At 69.7% G+C, this 12,745-nt stretch carries 18 protein-coding genes; 11 read left to right on the forward strand and 7 right to left on the reverse strand.

From position 1 onward, the window contains the following. Nucleotides 1-13 precede the first annotated feature (13 nt). The 7 genes from IEZ27_RS17545 (at nucleotide 14) to IEZ27_RS17575 (ending at nucleotide 5,120) form a co-directional block, all read left to right on the forward strand. The gene (locus IEZ27_RS17545; RefSeq protein WP_189648178.1) at nucleotides 14-1,093 is read left to right on the forward strand and encodes a phage distal tail protein; all 1,080 of its coding nucleotides are present in this window, start codon (nucleotides 14-16) and stop codon (nucleotides 1,091-1,093) included. Between the two features lie 16 nt (nucleotides 1,094-1,109). Beyond that, nucleotides 1,110-2,960 carry a hypothetical protein gene (locus IEZ27_RS17550; RefSeq protein ID WP_189648179.1) on the forward strand — a complete coding sequence of 617 codons (1,851 nt, stop codon included), beginning with the start codon at nucleotides 1,110-1,112 and terminating at the stop codon, nucleotides 2,958-2,960. Next, entirely contained in the window at nucleotides 2,960-3,367 is a 408-nt protein-coding gene (locus IEZ27_RS17555; RefSeq protein WP_189648180.1) for a hypothetical protein, read from the forward strand. The genes IEZ27_RS17550 and IEZ27_RS17555 overlap by 1 nt, the downstream gene beginning before the upstream one ends. A 93-nt stretch (nucleotides 3,368-3,460) precedes the next feature. Beyond that, the gene (locus IEZ27_RS17560; protein WP_229824067.1) at nucleotides 3,461-3,736 is read left to right on the forward strand and encodes a hypothetical protein; all 276 of its coding nucleotides are present in this window, start codon (nucleotides 3,461-3,463) and stop codon (nucleotides 3,734-3,736) included. A gap of 2 nt (nucleotides 3,737-3,738) precedes the next feature. After that, a complete protein-coding gene (locus IEZ27_RS17565; protein WP_189648182.1) occupies nucleotides 3,739-4,476 on the forward strand; it encodes a peptidoglycan recognition protein family protein in 738 nt (245 codons plus the stop codon). Continuing rightward, on the forward strand, nucleotides 4,473-4,853 hold the full coding sequence (locus IEZ27_RS17570; RefSeq protein ID WP_189648183.1) for a hypothetical protein: 381 nt from the start codon (nucleotides 4,473-4,475) through the stop codon (nucleotides 4,851-4,853). The genes IEZ27_RS17565 and IEZ27_RS17570 overlap by 4 nt, the downstream gene beginning before the upstream one ends. Nucleotides 4,854-4,862: 9 nt before the next feature. Further along, entirely contained in the window at nucleotides 4,863-5,120 is a 258-nt protein-coding gene (locus IEZ27_RS17575; protein WP_189648184.1) for a holin, read from the forward strand. 58 nt (nucleotides 5,121-5,178) lie between these two features. Here IEZ27_RS17575 and IEZ27_RS17580 read toward each other — a convergent pair whose 3' ends face one another. From IEZ27_RS17580 to IEZ27_RS17610, 7 genes are all read right to left on the reverse strand, one after another. Further along, the gene (locus IEZ27_RS17580) at nucleotides 5,179-5,796 is read right to left on the reverse strand and encodes a hypothetical protein (protein ID WP_189648185.1); all 618 of its coding nucleotides are present in this window, start codon (nucleotides 5,794-5,796) and stop codon (nucleotides 5,179-5,181) included. A 144-nt stretch (nucleotides 5,797-5,940) separates the two neighbouring features. Continuing rightward, the gene (locus IEZ27_RS17585) at nucleotides 5,941-6,120 is read right to left on the reverse strand and encodes a hypothetical protein (RefSeq protein WP_189648186.1); all 180 of its coding nucleotides are present in this window, start codon (nucleotides 6,118-6,120) and stop codon (nucleotides 5,941-5,943) included. Nucleotides 6,121-6,254: 134 nt separating this feature from the next. Beyond that, entirely contained in the window at nucleotides 6,255-7,952 is a 1,698-nt protein-coding gene (locus IEZ27_RS17590; RefSeq protein WP_189648187.1) for an FtsK/SpoIIIE domain-containing protein, read from the reverse strand. 83 nt (nucleotides 7,953-8,035) lie between these two features. Then, complete coding sequence (locus tag IEZ27_RS53945) at nucleotides 8,036-8,872, reverse strand: hypothetical protein (protein WP_229824068.1); 837 nt, start codon at nucleotides 8,870-8,872, stop codon at nucleotides 8,036-8,038. Between the two features lie 99 nt (nucleotides 8,873-8,971). After that, complete coding sequence (locus IEZ27_RS17600) at nucleotides 8,972-9,286, reverse strand: hypothetical protein (protein ID WP_189648188.1); 315 nt, start codon at nucleotides 9,284-9,286, stop codon at nucleotides 8,972-8,974. Continuing rightward, nucleotides 9,283-9,432, reverse strand: a complete 150-nt coding sequence (locus IEZ27_RS17605) for a hypothetical protein (protein WP_189648189.1) — start codon at nucleotides 9,430-9,432, stop codon at nucleotides 9,283-9,285. Before IEZ27_RS17605 ends, IEZ27_RS17600 begins: the two co-directional genes overlap by 4 nt. 73 nt (nucleotides 9,433-9,505) lie before the next feature. Continuing rightward, nucleotides 9,506-9,715 (reverse strand): hypothetical protein, encoded by a 210-nt coding sequence (locus IEZ27_RS17610; RefSeq protein WP_189648190.1) that lies wholly within the window; start codon nucleotides 9,713-9,715, stop codon nucleotides 9,506-9,508. Nucleotides 9,716-9,895: 180 nt separating this feature from the next. Between IEZ27_RS17610 and IEZ27_RS17615 the strand changes: the two genes are divergently transcribed. From IEZ27_RS17615 to IEZ27_RS17630, 4 genes are all read left to right on the forward strand, one after another. Beyond that, on the forward strand, nucleotides 9,896-10,147 hold the full coding sequence (locus IEZ27_RS17615) for a GntR family transcriptional regulator (RefSeq protein ID WP_189648191.1): 252 nt from the start codon (nucleotides 9,896-9,898) through the stop codon (nucleotides 10,145-10,147). Nucleotides 10,148-10,273: 126 nt separating this feature from the next. Next, nucleotides 10,274-10,534, forward strand: coding sequence for a winged helix-turn-helix domain-containing protein (locus IEZ27_RS17620; protein ID WP_229824069.1), 261 nt, complete (start codon nucleotides 10,274-10,276; stop codon nucleotides 10,532-10,534). Nucleotides 10,535-10,680: 146 nt separating this feature from the next. Continuing rightward, nucleotides 10,681-11,310, forward strand: a complete 630-nt coding sequence (locus IEZ27_RS17625) for a DUF305 domain-containing protein (protein WP_189648192.1) — start codon at nucleotides 10,681-10,683, stop codon at nucleotides 11,308-11,310. A gap of 13 nt (nucleotides 11,311-11,323) precedes the next feature. Beyond that, complete coding sequence (locus IEZ27_RS17630) at nucleotides 11,324-12,745, forward strand: phytoene desaturase family protein (protein ID WP_229824070.1); 1,422 nt, start codon at nucleotides 11,324-11,326, stop codon at nucleotides 12,743-12,745.

A 12,745-nucleotide genomic window follows, 5' to 3' on the forward strand; every position in this document is an offset into this window, starting at 1 on the left:
AAGGGGGTGCGCGGTGGCGCATTTCGGACGCGGATACCCCAGCAAGTCGGCGATCTACCGGCGGCGCCGCTTCAGCATCCCCGCCACGGTGCCGCTTGGCCCGTTCGAGATCGCCGACGAGTTCCCAGCCCTGCTCGTCACCACCCCCGACGCCACGGTGCCGCTTGGCCCGTTCGAGATCGCCGACGAGTTCCCGGCCCTGACTCTCTCCACCGGCCAGGCCGTCACCCTGGCCGCGTTCGAGATCGCCGACGAGTTCCCTGACCTGGTGGTTTCGGTGCCGATCCGGCCCGGCGACGCCATGGACGGGGCAGCTGGCCAGCTCGAATTCAACGGCTTCCTGCTCGGGAGGACGACCGCGTACCGGTGGAAGGTGCTGGACGGGTGGCGCACCAGGCCGCCGAACGAGGCCCAGGACGTGCCCGACCCCGACTCGCACGGGGCACTGTCGGTGCGGCCCCTGCTCGCCCGCAGGACAATCATCTACACCAGTCTGATCCGCGCGCCCCGGGAAGAGATCGAGGCCGCGGTCAACGCACTTGAGCAGGCGCTGCCGGTGCTGGAGACCGAGGAAGAACTGCCGCTGGTCATCAACGACCTCGGCACCCCGTACCTCGTCTACGGCAAGATCAACGACCTCGCGCTGCCGGACGACCAGCAGCTCAGGTTGGGCCTGGGCAAGCTCGGCCTGCAGTGGACCTGCAGCGACCCCAGGCGCTACAACCTGGAGCGCACCGGCATCAACCTGGAGCTCGGCGTCCCCACCGCACTGCCGAACGCCGGCAACGCGTCCACGTGGCCGATCATCCGCATCGACGGCCCGGTGACCAACCCGACCATCGTCAACTCGACGATGAGCCGCCAGCTCGTCTTCAACCTCACGGTCACCTCTGGGCAGCGGCTGACGATCGATCCGAAACGCAGGGTTGCCTACATCACGCCCGGGGACACGATCGTCACGGGGAAACTCGTCGGCACCAGCGTGCCGATCAGGGCGTTCGTGCTGCGCCGCGGCGCCAATCAGGTGACGTTCACGGCCGCCTCGGGCGGCGCTATTCCGGCGGTCGCCCTCTACCGCGACGCCTGGCTATGACCGGCTGGAGGTGAGCATGCCCGCCGACATCCGTTCCTCCTCCATCGGCTCGGCCGCATCCGGCGGCGTGACCGTCGACCGGCCCTCCCCGATCCTGGCCCACCAGGATGTGCTGTGGGCCGTCCAGGTGACCAACAGTACGCTCGGCGACCCGCCGCCGGGCTGGTCGGTGGTGCGGTCCGACACCAACGACCTGGTGTCGGTACGGCAGCTCCGCCGCACCGCCAACGGCGCCGAACCCGCGACCTGGACGTTCGGCACGTCAGGCGTGACCATCATCGCCTGCGTCCGCGACAGCGACCTGACCATCAGCCCGCGGATCGCGGTCGACCTGACCGCGCTCGCCGGAACCCTGGGCGACCAGATCGCCACCCCGACCGTCGCCCCCGCCGCACCCTCCCACCTGGAGATGCGGATCGCCGCCTCGTGGACGAACACACTCCCGAGCTCCCCGGCAGCGACCACCAAGGCGCCCGCCAGCTACCAGATGCGCCGACAGACGCACCTGCCAGCCGCGCAAGCCCTGGCCGCGCTCGCCACCCGGCAGCTCAACTCCTCCACCGGCAGCGGCGAGAAGATCTTCGACGTCGACCCGGACGACACCGGGCTCAGCCCGATCGGCATCACCATCTCGTTCGCGTCTGCGGATCAGGAGCCGACCCCGGACCCGGTGCCGCCGCTGCTGCCCGGCGTCGGAGACGCCCTGTACGTGTATGAGTTCCGGCACGTGCTGACCGGCGAACTGATCGACCACTTCGCGCTCCGCCAGGTGTCGTTCGAGCACCGCATCAACCGCGGCAACATCTCGCCGGGCCAGTTCTCCGCCGAGCTGCCGATCACCAGCCCGGACATCGCACGGCTCGCCCACCAGCTCGTCCCCCGCGACCCCGCCGACCTCACCCGCGGACCCGGCGTCATCACCTGCGACGTGTACCGGGCAGGGGACCCGTGGGGCAGCTTCTGGATCAACGGCTCCTACGTCGGCCAGCAACGCCGCCAGGTGCCCGTCCTGCAACTGCGCGGCGCCACCCTCGACGACTACCTGATGTGCGTGGAGATCCAAGACGACCTCGACTTCGAGGGCGAAGACCAGATCGAGATCGCCCGCCAGCTCCTGGAGTACATGCAGTCCGATCCGCGCTCCGACATCGGCCTCATCCTCCAAGCAGGAGCGTCCGGCACCCTACGCGACCGGCACTACAAGGCCAGCGAGCAGGCCAAGGTCGGCCAGCGCCTCCAAGAGCTGTCGGAAGTGATCAACGGATTCGAGTGGCACATCCTCACCAAGCTCGGTCCGGCCGGCCTGGAACGGCACTGGCGATGGGCCGCGCCCAACCTGGGAGACCCGGACGCCGCCCACTACTTCAGCAAGTCGTTCGAGGGTGGCGACATCCTCGACTGGGGCATCGAACGCACCCCCAAGCGGGGCGGCAACCGGTGGCGCGCCCGCGGCGACACCCCGCAAACGGATGCCTCCGTCGAGGCCGTGCCGCTCATGTCCACGGTGCACGAAGCGTCCGCGTACCTGGCGGCCGGACACCCCCGCCAGGACCGCACCGTCGACCGGCCTGGCGTCAACCAGGTCGAGACGCTGGAGGAGTACGCGGCGTCGTGGGCGGCCCGCTCCGCTGTCCCCAGCGTGTTCAAGGCGACCGTCCTGTTGGGCGAGAACCCCACCATCTCACCGGCCAGCCTGGGCGATCACGCCACGTTCTCCATGACGAACGAATGGTTCTACCAGGTCGGATCGGGGCCGGGCTACCACGAGCGTCACCGCATCATCGGCATGCGCATCACCCCCGTCGGCCGAGAGAACGGCAAGGACGAGGCCGAACTGATCATCGAGGAGACCGAGGTGGTCGAGTAATGGAGTCGATCCCGAAAACCGGCTGGCAGTCGGTGAAGGAGTTGCAGCGCGATGTGGCGACCGCGCAGGGCTCGACCGCGCGCCGGCCCGCCCTTATCGAGGCGTCCGCCGGGTGGATCTTCACCGACCGGACCACGCCACCCACCCCGCCCGCCGGCAAAACCCACATCTACAGCCAGGGCGGACGGCTGTGGGCGACCAGCACCGCGGGGGCGGTGCCGCTGCTGTTCCCGCCGCAAGGAAGCCCGGTGCCCGACGCCGACACGATCGACGCCCCCATCCTGTCCAACGGCGCCACGGTGGTCGGCTCCGACTACAACACCTTGAGAGGCGACGTCGTCGATCTGCGCTCCGACCTGATGGATCTCATCTCGTCGCTGCGCGGCGGCGACGTCATCGACACCTGAACTGGCCGCCCGCGCGGGCTCGCGCTGTCGCCCCCAAGGGAGCGCGGGCGGCCCATCCCTCCACCCATCCAACCCATGAACGGAGCGCGCCCTGTGACGCAGCTCGACCCGCTCGGCCCCGTCACCATCGGAGCGAGAGAGATCTACGACCAGCTCCTGCAGACGGACCGCAAAATCGACGGTGTTCGCGGTGAGGTCGCCCAGGTCGCGCAGGCGCACGGAGAGCTGGTGAAAGACGCCGCCGACCATGAGGCCCGCATCCGGGCTCTCGAACGGAGCCGGTGGCCCCTCCCGTCCCTGGCCGCCGTAGTGTCGATCATCAGCGTGGTCCTGGCCGTCATCTCGTTCATCGCGACCAGAGGAGCCTGATCATGCCCTGGCTTACCAGGCTCGCCACCATCGCCCGCCGGACCGGCTTCCCCGTCGTCGAGGTCGACGGCTGGAAGACGCGCGGCCACGGCCCGCAGCCGTGCGTGGAGGGCGTCGTCTGCCACCACACCGCCGGCCGGGACGACATGCACATCGTCCGCGACGGACGCCCTGGCCTCGACGGGCCGCTCTCCCAGTTCTGGCTGCGCAGGGACGGCACGATATTCGTGGTGGCGGCGGGCCGCTGCTGGCACAACGCGCCGTCCACGAGCGAGCACCACGACAACAGCTCGTCGATCGGAATCGAGGCTGAGAACAACGGCCGCGAAGCCTGGCCCAGTGTGCAGCTGCTCGCCTACCGCATGCTGTGCGCCGAGCTCTGCCGCGAGTACGAGCTGCCCGCCTCCAGGGTGATGGCGCACCGCGAGGTCAACCGTGGCAAACCGGACCCGCACTCGATCGACATGAGCGCGTTTCGGGCCGACGTCGCCCGGCTGCTCGCCAAGCGCCAGCCTGCTGCGCCGCGGCTGCCGGAGCTCCGGCCGGGCGACCGCTCCGAGCACGTCGTCACGCTGCGGCGGGCGCTCGGCGCCGCCAACCAGACCAGCACGGCGTACACGGCGGAAGACCCCGACCTGATGGCCCTCGTCTCCGCCTTCAAGACCAAGCACCACCTCGGCCCCGGCCCCGACTGGACCGCCGACTGCTGGACAGCCCTCAACCGATCGGAGAAACCGTGAAGAAGCTCATCGTCGGCCTCGTGGCCGGCGTCGCACTGCTGCTCGTCGGCGCCAGCACCGCCGCGGCGGTCGCCGCCTGGACGGAGCCCGCCAAGAGCTACGGCGGCTGCGTCTCCAAGAGCACCGGATACCTCCGCGTGCTCGAGCGCAACAACCTGGCGAAGAGCGTGAACGGCGGCTGCAAGAGCACAGAGCGGAAGGTCACCTTCTACAGCCGATCGGGCGTCGACGCGCTCGTCAAGCCGCTGAAGGGCTTCGAGATCAGCCTCGGCGGCGACACGGCCACCTGCAAGCCGAACGGCTCCAACGCGGCCGGCCTGCCCCGGTTCGCCTGCGTCAAGGTCACCCCCGCCCCGTCTCCCACCCCCACGTCCTGAGGAGGACCCGTGCACGGAGAGCCCGTCAGCTACAGCAAGCCGCCCACCGAGACCAAGGTGAAGTGGGCCGCGTTCGGCACCTTCGTCGGCAGCGTGGCCGCCACCGCGGTCCTCCAGGCCGTCGACGCCGACCACAGCCTCATCGAGGTCCTCCCCGACTGGCTGGAGGCCGTCACCATCCCGCTGATCCCGACCGCCCTGTCGTGGGTGGCCGGCTGGCGGGCCCGGCACACGGCCCGGCCAGACCTCCCGTCCAGTCAGCGATAGTTCGACACGAAACGGCCCCCGCTTCCTCATTGAGGAGGCGGGGGCCAGCCTTTCTTGTTTACGCTGATCGCTCGTCGAGTTTCTTCCAGGCTTTTTCTGCAAGCTGCAAATCATGAGGGTGGACTGGATATTCTGGATCATTGCTATAGGTGATGAAGTTTTCCGGGTGGAGGATTCGCCCCCCGTGGAGAGTAAACTCCAGGAGTTCGGCCCATGTGCTTTTGTGGCCCAACTTAACTTGGACTTGAATCTTGTAATCCATGCGTTGCACTCGGACCTCATCCCAGAGCATCCAGAACTCCACAAACAGCTGCTGCGCCTTGCGGCCCTCCAGAGAGAACACGGCGGGGAACTCGTGGCCATCAGGCTTTTCCGGCTTCAGTTGAGAGCGCGTGCTGTGCCAGAAGAGCACGCCGACCAGTGTTCCATCTTCGCCTAACCATCGAATCCGCAAATCCGTCACAACGATGGGTTTGGCCCCAGTGTTGTAGAACACCAAAGGGAGGCGTAGCTGCAACCTTTCCTTGTTTATGGCCGCCGAAAAGGTGTGTGGCGCGAAGGAGCGTAGGCGACCTTGCCGTACATTCATCCACCAGAACGTGCCCACCGTGAAGAACAGGGCGCATGTTGCGATGATCCCGGCTGTAGTGATTTCTAGAGTCGAACCGTTGCTCATGAGCCATGGGACGCGCAGGGGGGCTGGGAGGTTCACACCTAGTATGTGCTCGATTCTTCTAAGGGAAGAGGGAGAGGGGGCGGCATGGGTAGCCTGAGAGGCGTGGCGCCCGGTGCGTGGGGAAGCGACCCGGGCGCCACCCCCCTACCGACGCACCTCGCCCTTCCCCCGGCAGCGCCGGCACAGCCCGTACGCCTTGCCGTTCCACCGCGACGTCTTCCGGCCCGACCCGACGCACCGAGGGCAGGCCTTCTTCGGATGCCGGTAGTGGTCCCAGACCAGGTAGATGACGAGCAGGGTGAGGGTGATGATGGCGAGCTCCATGACGGCTCCTTCAAGGCCCGGAGAGAGTCAAGTTGAGGGGCGGTCGGACGGGTCTACCGCCCCTACCTCGCAGGTGGGAGCGGGTAGAGGCGAGGTAGACCCGGCGCGGCCGGTAGAGGCCGGATAGACCTCGGTCAGGCGGCGACGAAGAGCGCTTCGAGGTCGGTCCGCCGGTAGCCGTTGCGGTTGACGCCGTCGATCACGACCTGGCCCGGCGTGACCCCGTGCGGCTTCAGGACCTGGGCGACACGGCCGGCCGTCCAGCCCGCACCGAGCGCTTCGATCAGGTCGGCCGTGTGCATCCGGTCGGCGTCGCCGAACGCGGCCAGGATCTCCTCGACCGGATCCGTCGCGGCTTCCTGCTCGGCGGGCGGGAGAGTTCCGGCTGCGCGCCGCAGTTCGTACGCGACCGCGGCCAGGTCCTGGAGGTCGGTGCCGGCGTCGTCGAGAAAGTAGCTCCTGATCTTGACCGGGTCGGAGCCGTCGGCGTCGAGGATGCCGACACCGCGGTGCGAGCGCGGGATCTCGGAGGCGTTGTATCCGGCGCCGGCCGCGCCCTGCCCGAGCACCGCGTTGCTCGCGGTGGTGTCGGGGCAGCGCATCGCCCACCGCAGCGAGCACACACCCTTCAACGGCCCGGGGATGGCGTCGGTCGTCATCCGCTGCGTCGCCAGCACGAGCAGGATCCCGGCCGCCGGGCCCCGGGACGCGATGTCCACCATCGCCTCCACGATCTCCGCGCCGTGCGGGGAGGTCACGTAGTAGCGGGTCTCGTCCACCACCGTCAGCTCGACGTCGACGCCGAACTGGCGGCACAACTCGGGGGTGAGCTTCGTACTGCCGCCGGCCTCGTCGAGCATGTCGAAGACGCGCTCCATCTGTGCCTGCATCTTGCGCAGGTGGGCGAGCAGGCCCTGGGCGTTGCGCTTCACCGTCGTGTGAGCGATCTTCCGCCACGGCCGGTGATCCCCGGCCCCCTTCCCGTCGAACAGGTGGATCTTCGGGGTGACGGCGAGCGCGGCCGTGCCGATGATGCCGTTCACGGCCGCCGACTTCCCGGCCCGCGGCTCGCCGGCGACGAGCAGGGAGGCGTCGACCAGGCGGAGCCGTTCGGCCCGGCCGCGGCCGTTCACGCCGGCCGGGACACCCGCCCAGAAGTCCAAGGGTTCGGTGCGGCCGATCAGCGGCGACGGGTACAGCTTGAGGAACGGGTCGGACTTGGCCACGAAGATGGCCAGGCGGCCGGCATGCTCAGGCAGCAACTCGAACACGACTTGGCTCTCTCCAACGCCGAGCGCGCTGGCGAAGTCGGCCTCCTTCCCCAAGGCGTGGCGGGCACGCTGGCCGGGCGGCAGCTGCAGGATCGTCGACCAGCCGCCATCCTCCGTCAGCACCGGCGACGCCAACTTCATGCCCTCGACCCGGCCGAGCTTGGCGTCGATCGCCGCCCGCACCACCTGATTCTCTTGCGGCGTGCCGCCCTTCCTGCCGGGCAGCTTGAACGGGAGCGGCCGGTCCTTCACCCGCCTACGTACTTCGACCGCGGTGCCGACCGCGGCCAGGGCGGCGGCCGCGAGCGCGGGCGCGCGCGTGTCCCACCAGGCGGTCGCCGCGACCGTCCCGCCCAGGTAGGTGAGGCCGGCCATCCACGCCTGACGGCGCCGCCGAGTCCGCACCCGCTCCCGGAAGATCAGGTCGTCGGTCGCCGCGTAGTCGTCGGCCCGGATCCACCGCCACCCGGCCTGTGCCAGCAGCGTGGTCCCAGCGACCGGGGCGGCGGCGCACCTGAAGGAGAACTTGGCCGTGCGACGCCCGTACTTGCCCTGCCGCAACGTCCGGAGTACACGCCGGGTGCGCGTAGGCCCGGACCAAAAGTCCGGCGGCGTCTGCGGGCGCTCGAACGTGTCGGCCGCCGTCATGACGCCACTTCCAGAGGAAGGGTCCGGGTGTCGGCAAGTGCGGTCAGGTGCGCGTGCACCTGCTTGGCCTTGTCCTGGCCGATCCGCAGTTCCTTCTTCAGCTGCCGCACCGACGGCACCTTCCCCGCAGCGAGCATCACACGGTAGTGCTGACCTGCGGAGGTGCACAGCGGGTCCATCTCAGGTGCGCCTTCGGGTGCGCGCACCTCGACCCCGGCCGGGATGGGCGGAAGGCCGTCGCCGACGCGGTGCGTCCATGCGATCAGCTCGGCGACCGCCTGCTCCGCCGCCGGGTCTGGCTCCGGCTCGGCGGCCGGTTCAGGTACGGGCTCGGGTGCGTGCACCTCGTCGGGTGCATGGAGGTCTCTGGCGATCATGTGGGAGAGGCCGGCGCCCATGCCGAGCACCAGGACGGGGAGTGCGGACACGACGGTGGTCACCTGCCAGGGGGCGTGCTGGATCCCGGCCTGCTCCAGCAGGTGGTAGGCGACCTGGCCGAGCATGCCGAGCAGCAAGCTCCCGATCGCGGACCACTTCGCGAACCTGCGCGTGCTGGCCGAGATGCGGGGGGAGCGGTTCAGCCACGCGCCGAGCGCGTAGGCCGCATACGTTTCGACGCCGATTGGCAGGGTGATCGCCGTGTTGATCTCGAAGGTGTCGAGCAGGCCGGGCAGCGGTTTGACGACGCCGAACCCGGTGCGTTCGCCGAGCCCGACCCAGCCGGACCAGGTGGCGACGCCGGCGGGGAGGGCGAGGAGGATGAGGGGCCACCGTGCGGGCGGCTTCGCCTGTAAGGCTGGCGCAGCGGTGGGCGTAATCGTAGGGTCGTGCATGGTTCTGGACTCCAAGGAGAGTTGGTGTCTGGGCTGGAAGAACCCGGCCGGCGTTGGCGCGCTGGCCGGGCCTTCTTCGTTTACGGGGGCGGTGCCGCGTCAGCGCAGCAGGTGTCGGAGCAGGATGCCGAAGCCTTGCGTCTGGAAATTCAGTAGGAGCGCATCCTGGTCGGCCTTGTCCGTCTTGGCGGCGATCGCGTCAGGGATGGGCACCTCGCCGGCCTGGTTGAGCTCGTAGAGGATGACAACCACGGCGTAGGCGTCCATCTCGTTCGCCGGCCGCCATGGTGTGCGAGTGCGGCGAAGTCCGTGCTGGGTCAGCCGCCAATTGCCCTCGTTGTCGACGTTGATCTGCCACGACCAGCTGTCCATGTCGGGTGCCCAGTCGTCGAGGATGTAGCGGAGGCCAATCACGCCGGTCCCTCCGGGTCCGGGATGACCTGCTCGACCAGGTGGCCGTCTGTGCGCTTGCGGCAGGCAGTTCCGGTTGCGCTCTCCCAGTCGCCGTCGGCGTTCTCCTCGACGGTGGCCCCGCATGCCAGGCAGAACAGGAAGCCCATCACAGGTCTCCTGCTGCGATCGGCGTGTGGCGCCGCGTGAGCTGCTCGCCGTAGGCGGCGGTCTCTTCCTCGTTCACGGCCGCGGCCTCCAGGCGGCGAGGATCCGCAGGATCATCCCGGCGATGACCGCGTGCTCTTCGTCGGCCGCGACCGCGGCCTCGCCGGTCGCGCGGTGAGTGACGAGCAGCTGGCCGTCGGCGTCGAGCTGGACGTCGCAGGAGGGGATTTGGGGGAGACCGGGAGGGGTTTGGGCGGGGCTGGGCGTGCCCGTAGGCTGTCGCATAGGTCGCACCTCCAGTGTGCGATCAGGGCCCGAGCCTGGCGCGCGAACGCCGTAGGCCGGGCCCGACTCATGAGTGGCCCTGCACCGCAAGGCTAGACCAAACGTTTCCCAACGTCTGCCCCTGAAGGCAAACGTGGGCGGCTGATGGACCATCTTGGGGGACATCTACGGTCCATGGCCATGACGATCGACCACGACGGGCCGACACCTCTGTACGTCCAGCTCGCGAACCTTCTGCGAGCTCAGATCGAGGACGGCACTCTCCCGCCGAACAGGCCGATCCCGACGGAGCAGCGGTTGATGCACGATCACGAGCTGGGCCGCGACACGGTACGCAGCGCGGTCAAGATTCTGCGCGACGAGGGGTTGCTCATGGCGGTCCGTGGACGCGGCACGTTCGTCGTTGACCGGAAGGCCGGCGGCGACATCTGAGGGATGGTGGGACCGGTCGTGTGACGCCGACCCGGCCCCACCATGCGCTTTGGTCTACCCCGGTCTATAGGTACCTATGCGCCCGTGTGCGCCCGCGTGCGGCCTCTTGCGTACGGGGGTGCTGGCGTGAGCCCCTACGCTCTCGTCATGATCATGTGGCGGGACGATTTGCCCAGGTGGGAGCAGATCGTGAGGGTTATCGGGCAGCGTGTCGAGTCCGGCCTCTACCCTCCCGGGCGCCGCATAACCGAACGCGATCTGATCGAGGAGTTCGGGGTCGCGAAGGTGACGGTTCGCAAGGCGATGGCCGGTCTCCGCGATCGGGGATACGTGTACACGAGGCCGAACCTGGGTTCGTTCGTGGGCCCGGATCCGGACGCCGACTAAGACCGCCGATAGGCGGTTTAAGTGTTCTGTATGCGGGTGAGCAACGTGCTGCTTAGACTGGCGTTTGCACGCGGGTGGCTGGCTTGTAGGTGGCGCATAAGCGTCGGATCACAGCTTGCGCGGGGGGTGGGTACGCTGGACTGGCCATGGAAAAGTCCGCCAGAAAACCCGTTCTGATCGTCTGCGCCGTGCTGGTGCTCGTCGCCGCGGCGTTCCTGCTGTTCGGCAGGGACGGCACACCCGGCGACTCCTCGCCCGAGGCCGGGTTCGCCCGCGACATGGCCACGCATCACGCACAGGCCGTGGAGATGGCGTTCGTCGTGCGCGACAAGAACCCGGCGAGAGAGATCAGGAACCTCGCCTTCGACATCATCACCACGCAGTCCAACCAGCGCGGCATGTTCCAGGGCTGGTTGCAGCAGTGGGATCTCAGCCAGGCCACCGACCAGCGGCCGATGGCGTGGATGGCGGGCCACGGCCACGGCGCCACGCCCACGGCGCCGGGCGCGATGCCGGGCATGGCCTCGCCGCAGGAGCTGGCCAAGCTCAAGGAGCTGCAGGGCGCCCAGGCCGAGGTGTTGTTCCTCCAGCTCATGATCCGCCACCACGAGGGCGGCGTGGAGATGGCCGAGGGGCTGCTGAAGCTGTCCAAGCGGGACGAGGTGGTCAGCATGGCCCAGAAGATCGTCCAGGGGCAGAGCGGCGAGATCAAGCTGATGACCGATCTGCTCAAGCAGCGCGGCGCGCAGCCCTACCCGTCGATCCTGGCCTCCTGACCCCCGCGACGCCGTGATCACCGCAAGGGCCGAGACCGTCGTCGTGGGATCGGGCCCCAACGGGCTGATGGCCGCGGTCATGCTGGCCCGCGCCGGGCGCGAGGTGCTGCTGCTGGAGGCGGGCGACCGGTTCGGCGGCGGGCTGCGTTCCGGCGAGCTGACGCTCCCCGGCCGGGTGCACGACCTCGGGGCCACCGTGATGGCGATGACGCTGGCCTCCCCGGCGTTCCGGGCGCTCCGCCTCGAAGGGGTCGAGTTCGTCCATCCGCCGGTGGCCTTGGCCCATCCGCTCGACGACCGTCCGGCCGTGCTGCTGCACCGCGACGCCGCCCGTACGGCCGAGGGGCTGGGCAGGGACGGCCGGGTGTGGCAGGCGACGGTCGGGGCGGCGGCGCGGGCCGGGTTCCCGCTCATGGAACTGCTGCTCAGCCCGCTCGGGCCGTGGCGGGCCACGCCGCGCGAGTTCGCTCGGGCCGCCAGGTTCGGGGCCGCGGCCCTGCTGCCGGCCACGGTGCTGGCCCGGGGCGCGCTGCGTACGGTGGAGGGCCGGGCGCTGCTCGCCGGGCTGGCCGCGCACTCGATGCTCGACCTGCGCTCCCCCACCAGCGCCGGCTACGGGCTGGCGCTCGGGGCGCTGGCGCACCTGGTCGGCTGGCCGCTGGTACGAGGCGGCTCCCAAGTGCTGGCCGACGCCCTGGTGGCCGAGCTCCGGTCGCTGGGCGGCCAGGCGGTCACCGGTCACCGGGTGGAGCGGCTCGACGAGCTCGACGCCCGTACGGTGGTGCTCGACGTGACGCCCCGGCAGTTCCTCGCGATGGCCGACCTGCCTCCCCGGTACCGCCGCGCGCTGAGCCGCTACCGCTACGGGCCCGGCGTCTTCAAGATGGACTGGGCGCTCGACGGGCCGGTGCCGTGGCGTGACCCGGAGGTCGGCCGGGCCGCGACCGTGCACCTCGGCGGCACGCTGGAGGAGATCGCCGTGGCCGAGGCCGAGGTCGCCGCCGGACGGCACTCGATGCGCCCGTACGTGCTGGCCGTGCAGCCGTACGCGGCCGATCCGACCAGGGGCGGGCACACGCTGTGGGCCTACTGCCACGTGCCCAACGGCTCGACCGCGGACCTGACGGACGCCGTCGAGGACCAGATCGAGCGCCACGCCCCGGGTTTCCGTGACCGGGTGCTGGCCAGGCACACGATGACCACCGCCGACCTGGAGGCGGTCAACCCCAACCTGGTCGGCGGCGACATCGGCGGCGGGCTCAACAGCCTGGCCCAGTTCCTGAGGCGGCCGGTCTGGTCGCCCGCGCCGTGGCGCACCCCGCTGCCGGGGGTGTTCCTCTGCTCGGCCTCGACGCCGCCCGGGCCCGCCGTGCACGGCATGGGCGGCTGGCAGGCCGCCCGCCTGGCCACCCAGGCGGAGCGGCACGCCCGCTGA

The organism is Nonomuraea spiralis (genome assembly GCF_014648435.1).
GTDB classification, from domain to species: domain Bacteria; phylum Actinomycetota; class Actinomycetes; order Streptosporangiales; family Streptosporangiaceae; genus Nonomuraea; species Nonomuraea spiralis.

Coding starts and splice junctions, on each gene's coding strand:
- IEZ27_RS17550 (WP_189648179.1), top strand. CDS start 1,110: ATGCCCGCCGACATCCGTTCCTCCTCCATCGGCTCGGCCGCATCCGGC.
- IEZ27_RS17555 (WP_189648180.1), top strand. CDS start 2,960: ATGGAGTCGATCCCGAAAACCGGCTGGCAGTCGGTGAAGGAGTTGCAG.
- IEZ27_RS17565 (WP_189648182.1), top strand. CDS start 3,739: ATGCCCTGGCTTACCAGGCTCGCCACCATCGCCCGCCGGACCGGCTTC.
- IEZ27_RS17580 (WP_189648185.1), bottom strand. CDS start 5,796: ATGAGCAACGGTTCGACTCTAGAAATCACTACAGCCGGGATCATCGCA.
- IEZ27_RS17585 (WP_189648186.1), bottom strand. CDS start 6,120: ATGGAGCTCGCCATCATCACCCTCACCCTGCTCGTCATCTACCTGGTC.
- IEZ27_RS53945 (WP_229824068.1), bottom strand. CDS start 8,872: ATGCACGACCCTACGATTACGCCCACCGCTGCGCCAGCCTTACAGGCG.
- IEZ27_RS17605 (WP_189648189.1), bottom strand. CDS start 9,432: ATGGGCTTCCTGTTCTGCCTGGCATGCGGGGCCACCGTCGAGGAGAAC.
- IEZ27_RS17610 (WP_189648190.1), bottom strand. CDS start 9,715: ATGCGACAGCCTACGGGCACGCCCAGCCCCGCCCAAACCCCTCCCGGT.
- IEZ27_RS17615 (WP_189648191.1), top strand. CDS start 9,896: ATGACGATCGACCACGACGGGCCGACACCTCTGTACGTCCAGCTCGCG.
- IEZ27_RS17625 (WP_189648192.1), top strand. CDS start 10,681: ATGGAAAAGTCCGCCAGAAAACCCGTTCTGATCGTCTGCGCCGTGCTG.